Annotated in this window: 15 protein-coding genes and 2 pseudogenes; 6 read left to right on the forward strand and 11 right to left on the reverse strand. The window is 70.1% G+C overall.

Annotation, left to right across the window (positions count from 1 at the left end; genetic code table 11):
- Positions 1-23: 23 nt before the first annotated feature.
- Both AB0L95_RS37025 and AB0L95_RS37030 read right to left on the reverse strand, forming a co-directional pair.
- Positions 24-310, reverse strand: a pseudogene (locus AB0L95_RS37025) (hypothetical protein); the annotation flags it as partial.
- 330 nt (positions 311-640) lie between these two features.
- A pseudogene (locus AB0L95_RS37030) lies at positions 641-775 on the reverse strand (MBL fold metallo-hydrolase); the annotation flags it as partial.
- A 239-nt stretch (positions 776-1,014) separates the two neighbouring features.
- Between AB0L95_RS37030 and AB0L95_RS37035 the strand changes: the two are divergent.
- Positions 1,015-1,803, forward strand: coding sequence for an SAM-dependent methyltransferase (locus AB0L95_RS37035; RefSeq protein ID WP_365170054.1), 789 nt, complete (start codon positions 1,015-1,017; stop codon positions 1,801-1,803).
- 574 nt (positions 1,804-2,377) lie between these two features.
- Here AB0L95_RS37035 and AB0L95_RS37040 read toward each other — a convergent pair.
- Positions 2,378-4,753, reverse strand: coding sequence for a peptidoglycan recognition protein (locus AB0L95_RS37040; RefSeq protein ID WP_365170057.1), 2,376 nt, complete (start codon positions 4,751-4,753; stop codon positions 2,378-2,380).
- 547 nt (positions 4,754-5,300) lie between these two features.
- On the opposite strand from AB0L95_RS37040, the gene AB0L95_RS37045 reads away from it, so the two are divergent.
- Both AB0L95_RS37045 and AB0L95_RS37050 read left to right on the forward strand, forming a co-directional pair.
- Positions 5,301-6,323 carry a glycosyltransferase family 2 protein gene (locus tag AB0L95_RS37045; protein WP_365170060.1) on the forward strand — a complete coding sequence of 341 codons (1,023 nt, stop codon included), beginning with the start codon at positions 5,301-5,303 and terminating at the stop codon, positions 6,321-6,323.
- A 154-nt stretch (positions 6,324-6,477) separates the two neighbouring features.
- Complete coding sequence (locus tag AB0L95_RS37050; protein ID WP_365170063.1) at positions 6,478-7,698, forward strand: metallophosphoesterase; 1,221 nt, start codon at positions 6,478-6,480, stop codon at positions 7,696-7,698.
- A gap of 288 nt (positions 7,699-7,986) precedes the next feature.
- On the opposite strand, the gene AB0L95_RS37055 is transcribed toward AB0L95_RS37050, so the two are convergent.
- A complete protein-coding gene (locus AB0L95_RS37055) occupies positions 7,987-9,174 on the reverse strand; it encodes an MBL fold metallo-hydrolase (RefSeq protein WP_365170066.1) in 1,188 nt (395 codons plus the stop codon).
- Positions 9,175-9,505: 331 nt separating this feature from the next.
- On the opposite strand from AB0L95_RS37055, the gene AB0L95_RS37060 reads away from it, so the two are divergent.
- Positions 9,506-10,696, forward strand: coding sequence for a Glu/Leu/Phe/Val dehydrogenase dimerization domain-containing protein (locus AB0L95_RS37060; RefSeq protein ID WP_365170069.1), 1,191 nt, complete (start codon positions 9,506-9,508; stop codon positions 10,694-10,696).
- A 14-nt stretch (positions 10,697-10,710) separates the two neighbouring features.
- Positions 10,711-11,331: a TetR family transcriptional regulator C-terminal domain-containing protein gene (locus tag AB0L95_RS37065; protein ID WP_365170071.1), complete on the forward strand. Its 621-nt coding sequence runs from the start codon at positions 10,711-10,713 to the stop codon at positions 11,329-11,331.
- 115 nt (positions 11,332-11,446) lie between these two features.
- Here AB0L95_RS37065 and AB0L95_RS37070 read toward each other — a convergent pair whose 3' ends face one another.
- Both AB0L95_RS37070 and AB0L95_RS37075 read right to left on the reverse strand, forming a co-directional pair.
- Positions 11,447-12,232 carry an SGNH/GDSL hydrolase family protein gene (locus tag AB0L95_RS37070; protein WP_365170098.1) on the reverse strand — a complete coding sequence of 262 codons (786 nt, stop codon included), beginning with the start codon at positions 12,230-12,232 and terminating at the stop codon, positions 11,447-11,449.
- A gap of 208 nt (positions 12,233-12,440) precedes the next feature.
- Positions 12,441-14,513 carry an alpha-galactosidase gene (locus AB0L95_RS37075; RefSeq protein WP_365170074.1) on the reverse strand — a complete coding sequence of 691 codons (2,073 nt, stop codon included), beginning with the start codon at positions 14,511-14,513 and terminating at the stop codon, positions 12,441-12,443.
- 192 nt (positions 14,514-14,705) lie between these two features.
- Between AB0L95_RS37075 and AB0L95_RS37080 the strand changes: the two genes are divergently transcribed.
- On the forward strand, positions 14,706-15,503 hold the full coding sequence (locus tag AB0L95_RS37080; protein ID WP_365170077.1) for a tyrosine-protein phosphatase: 798 nt from the start codon (positions 14,706-14,708) through the stop codon (positions 15,501-15,503).
- A 70-nt stretch (positions 15,504-15,573) separates the two neighbouring features.
- Here the strand turns inward: AB0L95_RS37080 and AB0L95_RS37085 are convergent, their stop codons facing one another.
- The 5 genes from AB0L95_RS37085 to AB0L95_RS37105 all read right to left on the reverse strand — a co-directional run.
- A complete protein-coding gene (locus AB0L95_RS37085) occupies positions 15,574-15,693 on the reverse strand; it encodes a DUF6126 family protein (protein WP_365170080.1) in 120 nt (39 codons plus the stop codon).
- Entirely contained in the window at positions 15,690-16,307 is a 618-nt protein-coding gene (locus tag AB0L95_RS37090) for an XRE family transcriptional regulator (RefSeq protein ID WP_365170083.1), read from the reverse strand. Before AB0L95_RS37090 ends, AB0L95_RS37085 begins: the two co-directional genes overlap by 4 nt.
- Before the next feature lie 79 nt (positions 16,308-16,386).
- Positions 16,387-17,781 carry an aspartate aminotransferase family protein gene (locus AB0L95_RS37095; protein ID WP_365170086.1) on the reverse strand — a complete coding sequence of 465 codons (1,395 nt, stop codon included), beginning with the start codon at positions 17,779-17,781 and terminating at the stop codon, positions 16,387-16,389.
- Positions 17,778-19,673, reverse strand: a complete 1,896-nt coding sequence (dxs, locus tag AB0L95_RS37100) for a 1-deoxy-D-xylulose-5-phosphate synthase (protein WP_365170089.1) — start codon at positions 19,671-19,673, stop codon at positions 17,778-17,780. Before dxs ends, AB0L95_RS37095 begins: the two co-directional genes overlap by 4 nt.
- 29 nt (positions 19,674-19,702) lie before the next feature.
- On the reverse strand, positions 19,703-19,913 hold a 211-nt coding region (locus tag AB0L95_RS37105), incomplete at its 5' end, for a flavodoxin-dependent (E)-4-hydroxy-3-methylbut-2-enyl-diphosphate synthase (protein ID WP_365170092.1).

Here is a 19,913-nt window from a genome sequence, read left to right on the forward strand (position 1 = left end):
TGAAGTCGTCCGACCAGTCGTAAGTCGTCCGACCAGTCGTAATAGGCAGCAACGGTGAGTCCGGCCGTGGTGCCGAGCACAGCGCCTGCGATGTAGCGCCGAGATGCCGCCCAGTACACCGGTGCCAGCAGAGTCAGCACCAGCCCCCGATCACCTGCCACGCCTCGTACGGACCGGTCGTGGTGCCATCAGGTTGCACGTCACGATGCTGGTCCCAGCCCAGCCAAGCAGCCCATGCCGCCAGCGACACTCCAGCCGGCACGAGGATCGGCAAGAGCTGGAGAACGGGTTTCAGTAGTCCTTGGCGCATGCCCCAAGCGTTTCGGCTCACCCCGTCACCGACCAGAGCTCAGGTACTCAGCTCCACCCGAGTACATCAGCCCAAGCGCCGGCCCACATCCTGGGCGAGTGTCTGGCTGCGGATGGCTCGCGCCACGACGGCTTTCAAGATTGCTCGTGTGGTCGGTCCCTGACTTCCCCGCTTCCACAACATCGTGCCCGATGTCCGCCTCCGGCAAGGAGGCGCCTGCTAGAGGAGCAAGGCATCCTCGCCAGGGACCGCCACGGTTCCGACGGTACCGGACAGGTCCCGATACCTGGCACACAAGTCGGCCGACTCCTGGGCCGTCCCAAGGTGGCTCTCACCGGGCTCGGCCCACGCGTACGGCGCCAGGTTGGCGGTGCCCCAGTGGATCGGCAGTTTCACACCGTGCGCCTGCCCGCCCTGCAGATCGAGGTGTGCGCGCATGCCCTCCTCGGGCGTCATGCGGATGTCGGAGCACATGACGCTCTATCAAGCTTCAGGATCTCAGCCACGTGCAGAGCCAGCACATCTGGCTCCACAGTCGCTGCCGACCACGCGAACTCGCCGTTCCAGCCAATGCGACCCGAGTGACAACTCTGCGCGAGGGCTGGGCCAATGGCACAATCGCGATGCCCCCTACTGTCTCACCCACAGCGCTCGAAGCGACCTCGGTGAGTCGGTCAGCGATCTAGTACACGCTGGAGTCATGCATGAAGGCCGACCCCTCCTCCGAAAGTCGTATCGACACGAGCAGGCCCCACCCGGCACGCGTCTACGACTGGCTGCTGGGCGGCAAGGACAACTATCCGGTTGATGAGGAGGTGGCGGCGAAGCTGCCACCGGAAGCGCGTCTCAACGCCATGCGCAACAGGGCGTTCATGCACCGCGCGGCGGCGTGGCTGGCCGGAAACGGCATCGACCAGTTCCTCGATATCGGCACGGGCATCCCGACCCAGCCGAACCTGCATCAGATCGTGCAAGGCATAGTGCCGTCGGCGCGGATCGCCTACGCCGACAACGACCCCATCGTGCTGCGGCACGCGGAGGCTCTGCTCGTCAGCAGTCCCGAGGGGAGCACCGACTACATCGAGGCCGACGTACGGAACCCGGGAACCATCCTCGACCACGCCCATACGTTCCTGGACTTCTCCCGGCCTGTCGCGCTGTCGATGATCGCGCTGATGCACTTCATCACCGACAACGAAAACCCCTACGGTCTTACACGGACGCTTCTCGACGCGCTGCCCTCGGGTAGTTACTTCATGTTCTCCCACGGCACCACCGATGAGCATCCGCACCTCGTCAAGTCGGTGACCACGACCTACCGCAAGGGCGAGATCCCCCTGCGCATGCGTACGCGGGCCGAGATCGAGCCGTTCTTCGAGGGCCTGGAACTGGTGGCTCCAGGGCTGGTAACAGCGACCAAGTGGTACAAGGACTCACCGGCTCCCGCCCAGGAGCTGAGCGGCTTCTATGTCGGCGTCGCCCGCGTGCCGTAAAGGGATCTCCTCGCGCCCGAGGGCAGCGGGCCGCCCACGACGGAGGGCTGGTGTGCCCCGACCGCGGACGCCACTCGCCTGCTCCCTCAGCGCCAACCGCAACTGGCTCCGCCCGTTGCAGCAGCGCATTCTCGACCCACGGATAAGATGCCGCGCCGCCGCGCACCGTGCGCGGCAGATCAGAGGCCCTTGGGTGAGCTTCTGGAGGTGTGCATCATGGCCCGAAGCGTCAAACGAGCGTCAACGCCATCCTGCCCCTTGATATCGGCGGCTGTGTCCGTGGGACGGAGGGCTGAGCCCAGCGCGGTCCGGGCCGCTGTCGACAGCCTCGCCTCGGGCCGTCCTGACGCGCCAACCGTCCGGTATCCAGGGTCTCCAGACCCGGTCACGGCGGGGAAAAGCCGAGCCTGCCCCTGCACAACGGCGCCTGCATACCTCCCCCGGAGGATGGGCGCCATGACCCCGCCCGGGGTCACTCCTGTCAGCGCGCCGCACGTCGTATGTGCCCGAAAGAGCCCTCTGCCCGCAGACTTGCCGCGTGCGGAGGGCTCCTTCGTGAGGTGCCGCTGACGGGTCAGCCGATGGTGGCGATGCCGTCGGTGGTGACCGCCGGGCGGCCCGAGGTGCCGACCACGACGATCTTCAGGGTGTGCTTGGCGGAGCTGGACCAGGTCTTGGTCCAGATCGCCTGGCGGTAGAGGGTGGTGGAGGACTTCAGGTCCACCGTGGTGACCTTGGTGCCGTCGATGTAGACGTACGCCTGGCCCGAAGTGGAGGCCCGGGAGACGATCCAGGCCACCGAGCGTCCGGTGAAGGTCCAGCTGATCGAGGCCCCGGCGGAGGAGGAGCTGTAGGAGTAGCCGCCCAGGTAGCTGGTGCTGCTCTTACGGGTCCAGGTGCCGGTCCGGGTGGTGGAGGTCTCCTGGATGATGTTGGGCGTCCGGTAGACGGAGGCGCCGCCGGTGTTGCCGGCCATGTCGTACGCCTTCAGGGCGAACAGGTCCGAGGCGCCGGGCTTGGCGCTGGTCGCCCAGGAGGTCACCGTCGGGCCGAAGGTGGCCGAGGACGGCGAGCTCGCCATGACCTTGGCGAGTGCCGCGTTGTCGGCGGCCTTCCAGGTCACCGTGACCGGGACAGAGGTGGAGTTGACCGTGCCGGTGCGCAGGTTCGCGCCGGGAGCGGTCGGGAAGGTCGGCGCGGTCGTGTCGCCGACCAGGGTGACCGAGCCGGACAGCGTGGTCGCCCCACGGACGTGGGTGGCGCGGACCTGGACGGTGTGGCTGCCGGAGGCGACCGAGATCGAGGTGGAGCGGGCGGAGCCGGAGGTGTGTGCCACGGCCTTGCCGTCGACCAGGACGTCGAAGCCGGAGATCACTGCGGACGGTGTGGAGGTCGTCCAGCTCACCGTGGCCGAGTTCTTGGTGTAGTAGCTCGTCCCGGACTTGACCGCGCCGCCCGCGAGCCCGGTGACGGAGACAGCGCTGACCGGGCCGGACGCGTAGGAGCGGATGGTGCCCAGGGCGTTGTAGAGCTGGTTGCCGGGGCAGTCGGTGGCGAAGCCGTTGCGGTGGCCGGAGATGACGTTGAACGTGTAGTCCTTGCCCAGGGTGAAGCCGGAGCTGTCGGAGGAGCCCTCGGGCAGAGAGGCGGTGGCGGTAGCGGGATCCACGCCCGTCATGCCGAACTTCCAGGCCGCGATCCGGGCGATGGAGCTCAGCAGGGCCGGGCTCGGCGCGGCTCCGGTGTAGGAGGTCTCTTGAGAGTCGCCGCCGCTGAGGTCGGTGTAGGTGCCGATGGCGGCCACACCCACGCTGTTGGTGTTGAACCCGTACGTCTGAGCACCCACGACCGGCAGCGCCATCCCGCCGAAGCGGCCCTCGAAGATGGTGCCGCACTTGTCGACCAGGAAGTTGTAGCCGAGGTCGCGCCAGCCCTGGCTGAGGTGCGCGGCGTAGAGGCTGCGCACGATCTCCGGCGAGTCTGCGCAGGAGTAGTCGTTGGGGGTGTCGGTGTGATGGACGAACATCACCTTCACCGCCGAGCCGTACGACGGGTAGCCGGTATCGCGGGCGCACTCGTCCGCGCCCCAGCCGGCCCGGGTGACCACAGTCGGCGGTGCCACCGTCGAGGTGGTCGCGGCCGGCATCGGGTCCGGCGGGGTCGGCGACGCCGTCGCGGAGGGGCTGCTGGGGGTGGTCGTGCAGGACGGGTACGCCTCGGACAGCGACGGAACCTGGCTGGGCCAGGACGTCAGGGACGCGCTTGGTGAGGCGGAGGCGGAGGCGGAGATTCCCGTGGACGGCGAGACGGATGCCGAGTCCGTGACCGTGGGGCTGTCCGTGGGTGAGGCGGAGTCCGTCGCGGTCGGGGTCCCCGAAGCGTCGCCGCCTGCTGTGGCCGTTGCGGTGTCGGTGGGGGCGACGCTGTCCGTCGGCGTCGCGGTGTCGGTGGCCGTCGCGTCCATGGCGTATCCCGCCGGGCCCATGCCGGAGTCCTGCGTCGCGCCGGTGGCGGGCCTGCCCGGGTCGACCAGGTCCACCCGCAGCCCGGCGGGCAACGCGGTCGCCTTGCCCGCACCGGTCACACGGACCTGGATTCCGTTCGACGGCCCCGACCACATGGGCGACATCCCGCCACGCACACCGGGACGGTTCAGCTCGGCAGCGTCGGGGATGTCGTCCGGCTGCTGCATCTTCAGCCACGACGTCCAGTGACCGCTTACGGCGGAACGGGTCCGCACCTCCACCGTGCCGCGCAGCTTGGCGTGCGCGCCGTTCCAGGTGACGCCCACCATGCTGAACGGAGCCGTGGCCTGGGTCCCCAGCATCTTGAGCGACGCACTGGCCCCGGTCAGGGACAGCGAGTGGACATGCGTCTTGACCGGTCCCCGCGCGGCCGACGCTCCGGCATGGCCTCCCGACCCGGCCATCGCGACGGTCGCCACAGCCACGCCCCCACCGACGACGACCGCCCCCAGCGCCAACCACGTGCGGGTTCTCAGACCGGCTCGACGACGACCGCGCCGAACCCCGTGTTCAGTTCTCATGCCCCACCCTTGAATCCCCGTTGCCGTTGTCATCAGCCATCGCAGGGCACAGCTGTCACAGGAGTGCCCCCTGGAATACCAGCGCCTCCGGACGCTCCAGCGTCACAAGTCCCGCACCCGGGCGGCGGACGCACGCCAACGGCGACTGCGCGGCCCCTTACACACCGGGAGCGGACGGTCCAGCACGCGGCGTCATGAGCGGGATCAAGCACGCGGCCGCGTGGCGCTGATCCGGCAAAACAGCACCACGCGGCAGCGCCAGGCACTACCCGCCAAGGATTCGATCCCACTCCTGAGGCGGGTGTCGCAGGTTCGGAGTCGCTGTTGCTGAAGCCGTTGCTGTGTGAGCATGTTCAGAACTTTGTATGGTGCTGCTGTGGACGGGCTGCCCGAGGGGCTTGTCACGCTGTGAGCTGCCCACCTATGTTCGGTCACCGTGCTCGCTTCCCCGATGATCAGTGTCATAGTCGCCGCGCACGACCTTCAGGGACAGCTGGAGGTCTGCCTCAATTCGATACTGAACCAGTCCTTCCGGGACGTGGAGGTTGTCGCGGTCCTGGACCAGTCTGCTGAATGCCCTGCGGACTTGGTGGATGACTACGCTCGGCGCGATGGGCGGGTCTCGGTCGTGCGGCTGACGGGCGTCGTCAGCATCGGCCGGATACGCAACGCGGGGGCGGAGCGCGCCGCCGGTCACTACCTGCTGTTCCTGGACAGCGATCACATCATCGGGGGTGAAACGCTTCAGGCGATGGGCGATCAGCTGCGATCGGCAGACGAGCCGGATGTTCTTCTCTTCGGGCACACTCGCCTCCATCGCGGCCGCGCGTGGCCCGGTGCCGCCGCCGGCCTGCTTGCCCGGCAGGGACGTGAGCCCTTCGCCTCGATCGACCAGCCAGAGTTGTTCGGTGCTCCCGCCTACTCCTGGGACCGTTTGGTCCGTCGCGACTTGTGGATCCGGCAGGAACTCGCGTTCCCTGACGGTCTTCACGAGGAGGTCCCCGTCGTCCATCGCGCCATGCTCGCCGCCGACCGGGTCGCTGTCCTGAAATGGAACTGCGTCCAGGTCCGTCGTCGGCACACTCAACACCCCGCAGGCTCACCGGACGGCACCCACTTCGACGTCTTCGGCCGGTACGAAGAGAGCTTCGACTTGCTCAAGGAGCACGACGCGCTGGACGTTGTGGCTCCGTTTCTCTTCACTCGTATGATTCGTCATTACCTCTTCCTTCTCCATCTCGAGGGATGTCTCTCCCGCTCCGAGCGCCCGCAGTTCTTCGCACGCGCCAGCGAGCACTACCGGCGGTTCCTCCCTGACGGCTACGAGCACCCCGAAGGTCGGGAGGGTGTCAAGTTCCAACTCGTGGCGAGCGGGAGATACGGTGCGCTGAAGGCCGCCAGCCTCCCTCAGCACGCGCGGAGTTTCGTCTCCCGAAGCGCTGCCGTCCGCGGACGGCAGCCCCAGGCGGGGTGACGTCCACCGCCAAGGGAGGTGTCTGCGGCGGAGTCTTGCCATCCCGCAGAGAACCCTTCGCCCCATGGGGCCGCGCCTGTGAACGCCCGTCCGGCCGGCCCGAGGGCGACCGGATACAGTGCGCGAGACGGCAACCTGGTCAGGGAGGGGAAGCGTGACCGCCACCGGCAACATCCGACCCGCCGACGGTGAAGCGCGAGCGCCGCGGCAGAGCCGACTGCACCGCCTGATGCGCTACATCCCCCTGATCGCCCCCGTCCTGCTGTGGGCCGTGCCCTGCTGGGTGCTCCTGCACAGCGGCCAGCACTGGCCGCTGCCCGTCACGCTGGTCGGCACCGCCCTGTTCGCCCTCGGCCTCATCGGTATGCCGCTCGCGATGGTGCGCGGCCACGGCCGGCGCCAGCAGGACCGGGCGGCGATCGTCGGTGACACCCTGCTGGGCACCAGCTGGGTTCTGTTCACCTGGTCCGTTCTGCTCGGCGTCCTGCTACGGCTCGCCCTGACCGCGGCCGGCGTCGGCGAGAGTCAGGACCGGGCCCGAATCGTCACGTGGGCCGTCCTCGGCGTAACCGCCGTACTGCTCGCCTGGGGGTACGCCGAGGCCCGCCGCGTACCACGCGTGCGCCGACTCGACGTGGAACTCCCGCGACTGGGTGCCGGGTTGGACGGCCTCCGCGTCGTCCTCATCACCGACACCCACTACGGCCCGCTCGATCGCGCTCGCTGGTCGGCAGGGGTATGCGAGACGGTGAACACTCTGGAAGCCGACCTGGTCTGCCACACCGGCGACATCGCGGACGGCACGGCCGAACGCCGCCGCGCCCAGGCCGTCCCACTCGGTACCGTGCGGGCCACCCGGGCCCGTGTATACGTCACCGGCAACCACGAGTACTACAGCGAGGCCCAGGGCTGGGTCGACCTGATGGACGAGCTGGGCTGGGAGCCGCTGCGCAACCGCCATCTGCTGCTCGAACGCGGAGGCGACACCCTCGTGGTCGCCGGCGTGGATGACGTCACCGCCGAGTCCTCCGGCCTGGCAGGCCACCGCGCCCACCTCGCCGGAGCCTTGAACGGCGCCGACCCCGACCTGCCCGTCCTGCTCTTGGCACACCAGCCCAAGTTCGTCGACCGGGCGGCAGCCGACGGCATCGACCTCCAACTCTCCGGCCACACCCACGGCGGCCAGATCTGGCCCTTCCACCACCTGGTCCGCATCGACCAGCCCGCCCTCGCCGGCCTCAGCCACCACGGCACCCGTACCCTCCTTTACACCAGCCGCGGCACCGGCTTCTGGGGCCCGCCGTTCCGCGTCTTCGCCCCCAGCGAGATCACCCTGCTCGTGCTCCGCTCTCCGCAGCTGCCCACCTCGCCGTAGCACCAGGCGGGCCAACACCCCCGCTTGAAGGTGTCCTCGAGCTGAGGTTCTCCTTCGCCAGTGGCTCGCCTGACGCAGCACAATCCCTTCTGTCGCGGCGCTACGCGCCCTTCACGGTCACTCGCAGACTCACGCCCCTACGGCAGGCTGCGGGCAACGGCCGGAACTCCGACGCCGGTTCGCGGCCCTGCCGACGCAGCGGGCCATCGATGACCCGTAGAACCTGCTCGCGCTCGGCCTCCGAGATGGTTACAAGGACATCCGTCACGCGCTTCAGTTCGTCCTCGGTCAGCCCTCCGCCACCAGGTCGAGGTCGTCGTCACGGGTCGCCGTCCGGGCGACCTCGGGGACCGGCCACTCGGTGTCGGGCACGTACCCGACACCGCGCCACCACGGGTCGGTGGGCAGCACTCCGGCGGGCTCGAACGGGTGGCCTGGAACGGGGAGAGCGACCGCCTGTCCGACGGCGTCGGCGGCGGCCTTCGTCCACTCACCGGGCTCGGCCCACGCGTGCGGCGCCAGGTTGAAGGTGCCCCAGTGGATCGGCAGCATCACACCGTGCGGCTGCCCGCCCTGCAGATCGAGGTGGGCGCGCATGCCCTCCTCGGGCGTCATGTGGATGTCGGGCCAGAACTCGGAGTAGGCGCCGATCTGGATCATCGTGGCGTCGAACGGGCCGTGGGCGGCGCCGATGTCCTTGAAGCCGTCGAAGTAGCCGGTGTCACCGCTGTGGTAGATCCGGTGCTCGTCGCCGGCCACGGACCACGACGCCCACAGCGTGTGCTGAGCGTTGCGCAGGCCGCGGCCGCAGAAGTGGCGGGCGGGCGTAGCGGTCAGGGTGATGCCGCCGACCTTGGTCGACTCGTGCCAGTCCAGCTCGCGCAGCCGGTCCGGGGACACGCCCCAGTGCTCCAGGTGGGCGCCGACACCGAGGGGTATCGCGAACACGGTGTCCGTGCCGGCGAGGGCCTTGATGGTGGGCAGGTCGAGGTGGTCGTAGTGATCGTGGGAGATGACGACGACGTCGACCGGGCCGAGCGAGGCCAGCGGCAGGGGCACCGGGTGCAGCCGCCGGGGACCGGCGAAGTCGAAGGGTGAGCAGCGCTCGCCCCACACCGGGTCGAAGAGCACCCGGTGCCCGTCGATCTCGGCGAGCACGCTGGAGTGCCCCATCCAGGTCAGCCGCACCCCGGTCGCCGGGGGCTTCGCCAGTTCGGCGTAGGTCGTGGGGTGCACCGGGATCGTGCCGCTCGGGGCCCGGCGGGCCCGTGACTCCTTGCGGAAGTAGACCTTCGCCAGCTCCAGTGTGGAGTTCCCGGACGGGCGGATCCGGGTGCCTGACGGGTTCACGAAGACGCCGTCCGCGAAGTGCGGCGATCTGCGGATGCGCGCCAGGCGCTCCCCGCTCGGATCCGCGCCGAAGGCGGTGGGCCGCAGCGCGCGGAGCCCTGAGCTCAGGGAACGGGAACCGGTCACGGGTCCTCCAGTGGAATCGGTGGGGGCTTCCATTATGAGCAAGCCCTCCCACGGCGCCGGGTCGGCCGTGTCACAGTGCGATGTCCCCGGCTCTCACCACGCTGTGCGGGCCCGGAGGTCACATCGGGTTCCGGGCCCTCAGCACCACAACCCCGGGCCGCACGTTCTTCTTCCGCATCGCGGGGCCGAAGTGCGCGCGCGGGACGGCGGCGGGAAGCCGCAGCGGCGTTCCGGTGCACTGTGAGACGCCTCTCCCGCCGCCCGCCCGTACCTTCCGGAAGACCTCGGAATCTCGGCGGGAAACTGAATGTCCGGTCAGTACAGTGTGCGCATGACCATCGATCGGAACGCTCCCCTCCTGACACTCGTGTGGACCGACCACATCACGGGCCGGCGCGGCTACCTCGTCGTCGACCGACTCGTCCGCGGGGTCGCGAGCGGCGGGCTGCGGATGCGCCCGGGCTGCACGCTGGACGAGGTGGCCGGGCTGGCCCGCGGCATGACCATGAAGGAGGCGCTGCACTACCGCCCCGAGAGCCGCTATGTGCCGCTGGGCGGCGCCAAGGGCGGTATCGACTGCGATCCCCGGGCCCCGGAGGCGTACGACGTCCTGGTGCGCTATCTGCGCGCCATGAAGCCGTACATCGAGAGCGTCTGGACCACCGGCGAGGACCTGGGGCTCACTCAGGACCTGGTGGACCGGGCGGCCGCCGAGGCAGGGCTCGTGTCGTCGGTGCAGGCGGTGTATCCGCTGCTGGACGACGAGACCGCGGCGCGTCGCCGGCTCGCGGACGCGTTCGCGGTCGAGGTGGACGGGATCGGGCTGGACGGGCTGGTCGGCGGGTGCGGGGTCGCCGAGTCCGTCCTCACCGCCCTGGACCGGGCCGGCGTGCCGTACGAGGGAACGCGCGTGGCCGTGCAGGGGTTCGGCACCATGGGCGGGGCCACGGCGCGCTTCCTGGCCCGGGCGGGGCTCGCGGTCGTCGCCGTCGCCGACATCAAGGGCACGATCGCCCATCCGGACGGGCTCGATGTCGAAGCGCTGCTCGCGGCGCGCGACGCCTACGGGACGGTGGACCGTGGGGCGTTGCGCCCCGACGACCGGGAACTGCAGGGCGACGCCTGGCTGTCGGCCGAGGCGGAGGTACTGGTGCCGGCGGCGGTGTCGTACACGGTCGACACGGTGAACCAGGCGCGGATCGGCGCCCGTTGGATCGCCGAGGCGGCCAACATGCCGGTGCTGCCCGAGGCGGAGGAACTGCTCGCGGCGCGCGGGGTGACCGTGCTGCCGGATGTGGTGGTCAACTCCGGGACGAACGCCTGGTGGTGGTGGACGCTGTTCGGTGACATCGAGGCGGACGCGGACGAGGCGTTCGCGTACACGCGGCAGGCGATGCGGGAGCTGGTGGGCCGGATACTCGACCGCGCGAAGGCCGACGGAACGAGTCCGCGGGCGGCCGCGCACGCCCTCGTCGCGGACCGGCTGCCGGTGATATCGGAGCGCTTCGGGTGGTACCGGTGACGTAGGGTAGCCGCGTGACGAGGGTGCGATTGAGCGTGACCGAGCGGCGCGAGGAGTTGCTCCGGGCCGCCGTCGGTCAGATCGAGGAGCGGGGCGTGGCGGCCGTGCGCATCGCCGATGTGGCCTCGGCCCTCGGGGTGAGCAACGCGCTGGTGCTGTACCACTTCTCGACCAAGGAGAAGCTGGTCGCGGAGGCCTTCGCCTACGCCGCCGAATACGACCTGGCCCATCTGCGCAAGCTGCTCGGCCGCCGTACGACGGCGTTGCGCCGGCTGCGTACCGCGGTGCGCTGGTACGCGCCGACCGGGCAGGCCAAGGGCTGGCGGCTGTGGATCGAGGGCTGGGCGGCGGCGCTGCGCGAGCCCGCACTGCGGGAGGTCGCGCGCAACCTCGACCGGGAGTGGAAGGCCGCGATCACCGAGGTCGTGGCGGAGGGCGTGGCCGGGGGCGAGTTCCGCTGCCCCGACCCGGCGGCCACGGCACTGCGGCTGACCGCACTGCTGGACGGACTGGCCGTGCAGATGACGGTGTACGAGGGCGCGGTCTCCCGGGCCTGTGCCCGGGAGTGGGTGGACGAAGCCCTCGCTCGTGAACTGGGCGTGGAGCGCGCCGAGTTGACGACAGCGAGGAGCTGACTCTCGACCGCACGCGACACCATCGCCAGGAAGCGCACCGCAGGGAGGTCCGGCCCGCATCGGCCCCGGCCGGGGCTGTGGCCCGGACCGGGGCCGATGCGGGAGCGGTGCCGGTTCAGACCGCCTTCGCGATCCGCATCCTGATGTCGTCCGGCGACAGGGCGCCCTTGGCCACCACACGGTCCCCGGAGGACTCGCCGCGCAGCCGGCGCCCGATCCACGGGACCAGGAACTCGCGGGCCCAGTGGATGTCGTCGCGCCGCACCTCGAACGTGCCGCGCGGCGGCAGCGGCGGCCACGGCTGGTCCGGGTCGGCCGGCACCTCGATGCCGAGCACCTGGCCCGCCCGCAGGGCGACCCGGGTGTGTCCCTCGGGCGAGAGGTGGAGGCGGTCGTCGTCCCAGGCGCGGCGGTCCTGGACGGTCTTCAGGGACCACAGGTCGAGCACCGGGCAGCCGTACCGGTCGGCGATGGCCCGGACGTGCCCGTTGTACGTGGCGATCTTGCCGCGCAGATGCTTGAGCACGGGCACGTCGCGGGTGTCGAAGCCGGTGGTGACCATCACGGTGCCGACGGCGGCGGTGAGACCGGCGACGGCGCGCTCGAAGCGCTCGGCGACCTCGTCGGGGTCGGTGCCGGGCCGGATGATGTCGTTGCCGCCCGCACAGAAGGACACCATGTCCGGGGCCAGTTCCAGGGCCTTGGGTATCTGGTCCTCGATGATCTGGTCGAGGAGTTTGCCGCGTACGGCGAGGTTTGTGTACCGGAAGTCGCCCTCGGGACGCAGGTCGGCCAGGAGCACCGCGAACCGGTCGGCCCAGCCGACGAACTGTCCGTCAGGGCCGGGGTCGCCGACGCCCTCGGTGAAGCTGTCCCCCACCGCCACGTACGACCCGATCACTGATCTCTTGTCACTCTTCGAATCGTCTGCCACATCGGACCATGATTCACCCTTTGGTGTGAGCTACGCGACCGTAAGAAGGGGTTGACGGGCGGTGAGATAAACCACTCGACTTGTTCGGGCCGATCCGGAATAAGCCCCTGAAGAGGGATGTTGAACGGCCCGAAGTGCATCCGCAGGATCAGTGGCATGATGTGCGCCGACCGGCTCAGACGCGGCGCAGCCGGATGACCGTCGCGTCGAAGTCGCCGTGCAGTCCGGTCCGCAGACCGTGGTGCAACAGCACGGCACCTCGGTGGATTTCGCCCGTTTCGCGGCATTTATATGTCGCTGTGGGGTCGAGGCCCCGAAGCCGCAGCGGCGCGACCGGCTCGCCGTGGTGCTGCGCCTGGAGCAGGGCCAGGACGACGGTCTCGTCGCCGAGGACGTACTGGACCGCGCTGAGACCCCCCTCGGGACGCCGTAGCCGGTAGAGGTCGCCGCGCTGGACGACGGGGCGGATCTCCTTGTAGAGGCCCACCCAGTCCCGGGCCTCCTCCAACTCCTCCTCGGCCCACTCCGCCAGGTCGCCGCCGACACCGAGCACCCCGGCCATGGCGCTCACAAACCGGAAGCGCAGGGAGCTGACCCGCCCGTTGAGCTGGGTGTTGGGGCTGTCGGTGACCCAGGCAGCCATGACCCGGGCCGGATGGATCTGGCTGAAGCCGTGCTGGATGGCGAGCCGGTCGAGCGGATCGGTGTTGTCGGAGGTCCACACCTGGTCCGTACGGCTGATGATGCCGAGGTCGACGCGCCCGCCGCCGCCCGAGCAGGATTCGAAGGCGACCGAGGGGTGCGCGGCCCGCAGCCGGTCCAACAGTCCGTAGAGCGCGCGCACATGGTCGACCCACAACCGCTGCGGATACGCTTCGCCGGGCCAGCCGGCGTCGGTGAAGCAGCGGTTGAAGTCCCACTTCACATAGTCGATCGGGGCGCTGGAGAGCAGTCCGTCCAGTTGCTCCCACAGGTACTCCTGGACGTCCTCGCGGGCCAGGTTGAGGACGAGCTGGTTGCGGAACTCCGTCCGCCTCCGTCCCGGCTGGTACTGCACCCAGTCGGGGTGCGCGCGATAGAGGTCGCTGTCCGCGTTGACCATCTCGGGCTCGACCCAGATGCCGAACTGCATCCCGAGGGCGTGCACATCGTCGGCGAGCGGCTTCAGGCCGCTCGGGAAGCGGTCGGGGTTGGGGGTCCAGTCGCCGAGTCCGGCCCGGTCGCTGGTGCGCGCCCCGAACCAGCCGTCGTCGACCACGAACAGCTCGACGCCCATCGCCGCGGCCCGTCGCGCCAGCACCCGCTGCTGCTCCTCGGAGATGCCGAATCCGGTCGCCTCCCAGGAGTTGTAGAGCACGGGCCGGTCCCGGTCCGCGTCCGGGATGACATACGCCCGCTGGTAGGCGTGCCAGGCGCGGCTCGCGCCGCCGAAACCGCCGTCGCTCCACAGTCCGGCGAAGACGGGGGTGGTGTGGGTCTCCCCCGGCGCCAGCCGCAGCAGGCCCGAGTCGTCGTAGCCGGCGCCGCCGGTGATCTGCACCCGTGCGTCGGGGAGTTGGGCGACGGCGATCCGCCAGCTGCCCGACCAGGCGAGCGCGCAGCCGTAGACCTCGCCCCGCTCCTCGGTGGCGTCCGTGTCCAGCGCGACCCAGGGAAGGTGCTGGTGGCCGGTGTGGCCGCGGCGGCTGCCGATGACCTTCTCGCCGTAGGTGAGGCCGGACCGTACGAGCCGGGACTCGGCCGCCCAGCGGCCGTGCAGCTGTGACAGCCCCCAGCCCTCGCGCTCCGGCAGGGTCCAGGTGGCCGAGTCGGCGCGCAGCAGCTCCACCGGGGCGGCGCCGTCGTTGGCGAGGGTCACCCAGCGCTCGACGACATCGCCGCGCATCCGGTAGTGGAGGGTGATCCGCAGCCCGGTGTCGGTGAACCGCAGCCGCAGCTCCTCGCCGTCGGTCTCGTACGACGCGAAGGCCCACTCGGTGCCCCGGCGCTCCTCGGTGCGCACGGACAGGGCTGGCCGTACGAAGCGGGGGCCGCCCTCGACCGGGTACTCCTCGCGGCCGTCCAGCGGGGATTCGAAGGGCCGGTAGCGGGGGGCGGGGAGGGCGGCGAGGGCCTCCGCGTCGGCGAGGGCGATACGCGGGCCCCAGTGCAGATGCAACAGTTCGTCGCCGTCGGTGAGCCGCACCGCGTAGCTGCTCCCGGGTCCCGACAGCAGCCAGGTACGACCGTCAGCGCCGATCTCCAACATGGGACCCCCACAGATTCGATCAGGTACGACCAGGCCTCAACATGATCGGGCCTGAGAGGCCTCCTGGGCAACGGCTGCGGGCCGGGTTCGGCCAGGCACCCCGTCCGCGATGATTGCCCGTTCAACCCATGTCGTATCGTCGAAGCGCGGCCCGTCGACGAGCAGCGTCGACGGACGGATGGGAGGACCCCCGTGACGCAGCAGATCCCGTCTACCGAGCCCGAGCTGACCGGAGTGCGCAACTTCCGCGACCTGGGCGGCCTGCCGACCGTGGACGGGCGGCGCGTACGGCACGGAGTGCTCTTCCGCAGCGGCCACCTCGCGCACGCCACGGAGCAGGACGCGGCGTTTCTCGCTTCCCTCGGTCTGCACACCGTCTTCGACTTCCGCAACGCGGCGGACATGAAGCTGGAGGGCCCGGACGTCGAGCTGGCGGGCGTGCGGAACGTCAACCTTCCGCTGACGGACCCGGCGGACGGGGCCGAGTTCTGGAAGATGGTCCGCGACGGCGATCTGGAGCAGCTGCGCGGGCTGCTCTCCGACGGCAAGGCCGCGAACCGCATGATCGCCTCGTATCGCACGATCATCCGGGAGCGCACCGCCGAGCACTCCCGGGTGCTGCACGCGATGGCCGAGGACAGCGTGCCCGCGCTGATGCACTGCGCCGCGGGCAAGGACCGTGCGGGCCTGTCGATCGCGGTGACGCTCATCGCCCTCGGGGTCGAACGGGACGCCATCCTCGCGGACTACCTGGAGTCCAACGCCAAGCACCGCCGGTACAAGGTTCGCCGCAACGGCTCCTCCGCCGACACGTACTCGCCCGAGGTGATGGAGCTGCTCAGCCCCCTCTTCGACGCGCGGGTCGAGTATCTGGCGGCGGCACTCGAGACCGTCGAGGAGACCTGGGGTGGCGTGGACGCCTATCTGGAGCAGGGGCTCGGTGTGACTCCGCAGATGCGGGAGAGGCTGCGCGGGCGACTGCTGGACTGAGCGGCCGGGCCGCCGTGCGGGACCTGGCCCCACCGGCCCGGTCGGCCCGGTCGGCCCGGTCGGCCCGGTCCTACTTGGCGCCCACCGAGAACAGGAGATAGATGAAGCCGGCGAAGAGGTGGCCGGCCGCGATGTAGATGATCAGGCGGACCCACAGAGCGCGGGGGAACTTGTCTTCGATGTCGCTCATGGTGTTTCTCCAGGATGAGGGCCGAGGCAGAGTGCGGTGAGCGGGCTCTGCAGCAGCGTGTGGACGAAGAGCAGATCGGTTCCGCCGTGATCGGCGGCCGCCAGCCGGTGCGGGGTCAGCGAGTCGAAGTGGGCGCTGTCCCCCGGTTCGAGCACATGCGTGGTGTCGCCGAGGCTCAGCCGCAGCCGTCCCCTGAGGACGTACAGCCACTCCTCGCCCGGATGGACACGCACGATGTCGCCCTGGGTCCCGTACGGGACGTGGACACGCAGGGCCTGCATTCCGCGCCCGGACGCGCCGGCCTGCCAGTACGTCCAGCCACCCGCCCGGGTCGGCTCCATGGCGGGGGCGCGCACGATGGCGTCCCGGTCGGCGACGGTCTCGCCGAGCAGTTCGGAGACGGTCGTACTGTAGACACGGGCCAGCGCGAGCAGCATCGGCAGCGAGGGCTGGCGCTGCCCGGTCTCCAGCCGGGACAGATGCGCGGGCGAGAGCCCGGCGGCGCGTGCCGCGGCCTCCAGGGTGAGCGAGGCGCGGCGGCGCAGCGCACGCAGTTGCGGCGCGACGGCGGGCAGGTCCTCGCCAGGGCCGGACTCGTTCTCGGGAGCGGTCATGCTCCCTATTCAGCCGCAGACTTGCCTCTCCGGCAAATTTATTGCCCCAGAGGCAAAGCCATGGCCATCACGGTCGCGGCTAGCGGTTCGCCACCGCCTGCTTGATCAGTGTCTTTCCGAAGTCCCACATCAGGCCGCCGCCGTGCGCGTCGTCCATCACCGCGGTGAAGCCGTCCACGAACCGGTCGACGTCCTGCTCGTTGATGACCAGCGGCGGGATCAGCTTGATCACCTCCAGATGGTCGCCGGAGACCTGGGTGAGGATGCGGTGCCGTTGCAGCAGCGGGACGACGACCATCTGCGCGAACAGGCCCTTACGGGCCGCCTGGAGCATGGTCCACCGCCCGCGCAGCCTGAGCGAGCTGGGCCGGCCGAACTCGATGCCGATCATCAGGCCCCTGCCGCGTACGTCGCTGAGCAGCTCGTACTTGTCCACGAGCGCCGTGAGCCGGGACTTCAGCTGCTCGCCGACGGCCCGGGCATTGGCGACGATCTGCTCGTTCTCCATGACGCTGAGGACCGCGAGCCCGGCCGCCATCGCCTGGGCGTTGGAGCCGAAGCTCGCCGAGTGCACCAGCACCCGGTCCATCGACGAGTAGACCTTCTTGAAGATCCACTCCTTGCCGAGGGTGGCGCCGACCGGTACATAGCCGCCCGAGAGCGCCTTCGCCACGCACACCAGGTCCGGTGCGACGCCCTCCTCGTGCTGGTAGGCGTAGAAGTCTCCGGTCCGGCCGAGCCCGGTCTGCACCTCGTCGGCGATCAACAGCGCCTTGTGCCGGTGCAGCAGCTCCTGGGCGGCCCGCAGATAGCCGGGCGGGGCCTCGTGTACGCCCTTGCCCTGGATCGGCTCGACGATGAGCGCCGCCACGTCCCCCTTGTCCAGCTCCCGGGCCAGGGCGACCAGGTCACCGAGCGGGACCGGGGTGTCGGGCAGCAGCGGGGCGAAGCCGTCGCGGAACCCGGATTCGCCGTTCACCGACAGGGACCCCGTGGTCAGCCCGTGGAAGGCGTGGCTGCAGTACAGGATCCGCGGCCGGCCGGTGGCGTACCGGGCGAACTTCAGCGCGGTCTCGACCGCCTCCGTCCCGCTGTTGCCGAAGAACACCCGGTCCAGATGGGGGCTGTGCGCGAGCAGCTTCTCCGCCAGCAGCCCGGGCAGCGGCTGGCAGTCGAAGCGGGTGAGGTCGGCGAGCCGCGCGTCCAGGACGTCGTGCAGCGCCTTGCGCACCACGGGGTGGTGGCGGCCCAGGCCCATCACCCCGAAGCCGGCGAGCATGTCCAGGTAGTCGTTGCCGTCCGCGTCCCAGAAGTGGGCGCCCTCGGCCCGCTCGTAGATCTTGTCGAAGCCGATGGTGTGGAGCATCCGCGGGAGCTGGTGATTGAGGTACCGGGCGTGCAGCTCGTAGCGCTCGGCGCCGCGCTCGGCGAGGAGCGCGCCGAGGTCGAACTCACCGCCGGAAGGGATGGTCATTCCTGTTTCTCCTTGGACAGCTCGTCCCTGACGGTCAGGCTTGCGCTGATCCGCCCCGCGATCTCGACGGGCGTGAGGCCGATGTCGGCGAGCACCTCGGCGCGCTTGGCGTGCGCGAGGAACTGCTCCGGGATGCCGAACCTGCGGACGGGTACGTCGACGTCGGCGTCGCCGAGCGCCAGCGCGACCGCGGATCCGACGCCGGCGGCGCGGCTGTTGTCCTCGACGACCGCGACGAGCCGATGGCCGGCGGCCAGGCCCGGCAGGGCGGGGTCGACCGGCTTAACCCAGCGCGGGTCGACGACCGTGCAGCCGATGCCGCGGGCCTGAAGGAGTTCGGCGGTCTGAAGGCAGACGGGCGCCATGACGCCGACGGCGACCAGCAGCACCTCCGGCCGTTCGTCGCGGTGCAGCACGTCCAGGCCGCCCACCCGGTCCACCGCGGGGATCGCCGGACCCACCGACTCTTTCGGGAAGCGGATCAGGGTCGGCGCGTCGTCGACCGCCACCGCCTCCCTCAGCTGTGCCCGCAGCTGGTCGGCGTCGCGTGGTGCGGCGATCCTGAGCCCCGGCACGACCTGGAGGACCGACATGTCCCACATGCCGTTGTGCGAGGCTCCGTCGACGCCCGTGACCCCGGCCCGGTCCAGGACGAAGGTGACGCCGCAGCGGTGCAGGGCGACGTCCATGAGGAGCTGGTCGAAGGCCCGGTTGAGGAAGGTCGCGTAGACGGCGACGACGGGATGCAGTCCGCCGGTCGCGAGGCCCGCCGCGGACACCGCCGCGTGCTGCTCGGCTATGCCGACGTCCCACACCCGGTCGGGGAACCGCTCCGCGAACCCGGCCAGGCCGACCGGGTGCAGCATGGCCGCCGTGATCGCGACGACGTCCTCGCGCTCCTCGCCGATCAGCGCGATCTCGTCGCCGAACACCGACGTCCACGAGGGGCCGCCGGAGGGCTTCAGCGGCGCGCAGGTGAGCGGGTCCATCACGCCGACGGTGTGGAAGCGGTCCTCCTCGTGGGCGAGTGCGGGCTCGTAGCCGCGGCCCTTCTCGGTCAGGCAGTGGACGACCACCGGCCCGTGGAAGCGCTTCGCGCGGCGCAGTGCCGACTCGACGGCCCGGATGTCGTGTCCGTCGATGGGTCCTACGTACTTCAGGCCCAGGTCCTCGAAGAGGCCCTGGGGGGCGAACGCGTCCTTGAAGCCCTTCTTCGCGCCGTGCAGGGCCTCGTAGACGGTGTTGCCGACGACGGGCGTACGCTGCAGCACGTCCTTGCCCCAGGCCAGCACCTTCTCGTAGCCGTCCGTCGTGCGCAGGGTGGCGAGGTGGTTGGCGAGACCGCCGATGGTGGGCGCGTACGAGCGCTCGTTGTCGTTGACGACGATGATCAGCGGGCGGTCCTTGGCAGCGGCGATGTTGTTGAGCGCCTCCCAGGCCATGCCGCCGGTGAGGGCGCCGTCGCCGATGACCGCGACGACATGCCCCCTCTCCCCCTGCACCTGGCGGGCCTTGGCGAGTCCGTCGGCCCAGCCGAGCGCGGTGGAGGCATGGCTGTTCTCGATGATGTCGTGCTCGGACTCCTCACGCGACGGATAGCCGGACAGGCCGCCCTTTCCGCGCAGTTTGGAGAAATCCTGACGTCCTGTCAGCAGCTTGTGCACATAGCTCTGGTGGCCGGTGTCCCACAGGATGCGGTCGACCGGTGACTCGAAGGCCCGGTGGAGCGCGATGGAGAGTTCCACCACCCCCAGATTGGGCCCCAGATGACCCCCCGTCCTCGCGACCGCGTGGATCAGGAACTCCCTGATCTCCTCCGCCAGTCGACTCAGGTCCGCCTCGGACAGTGCCTTCAGGTCACGTGGTCCCCGGATGCTCTCCAGAATCGTCACGCTCGGGCCCCCTCTCACGTCCGTGCTGTTCAACTCACGGTGACGGCCGGTTCTCCGGCCCCGGCGCCGTCCTTCTCCATCTGCTCGGCCAGCTTCATGGCCTCCTCGATCAGGGTCTCCACGATCTTCGACTCAGGGACCGTCCTGATGACCTCGCCCTTGACGAAGATCTGGCCCTTGCCGTTGCCGGACGCCACACCCAGGTCGGCCTCCCGCGCCTCGCCCGGGCCGTTCACGACA

Source organism: Streptomyces sp. NPDC052036, from assembly GCF_040680495.1.
Classification (GTDB): domain Bacteria; phylum Actinomycetota; class Actinomycetes; order Streptomycetales; family Streptomycetaceae; genus Streptomyces.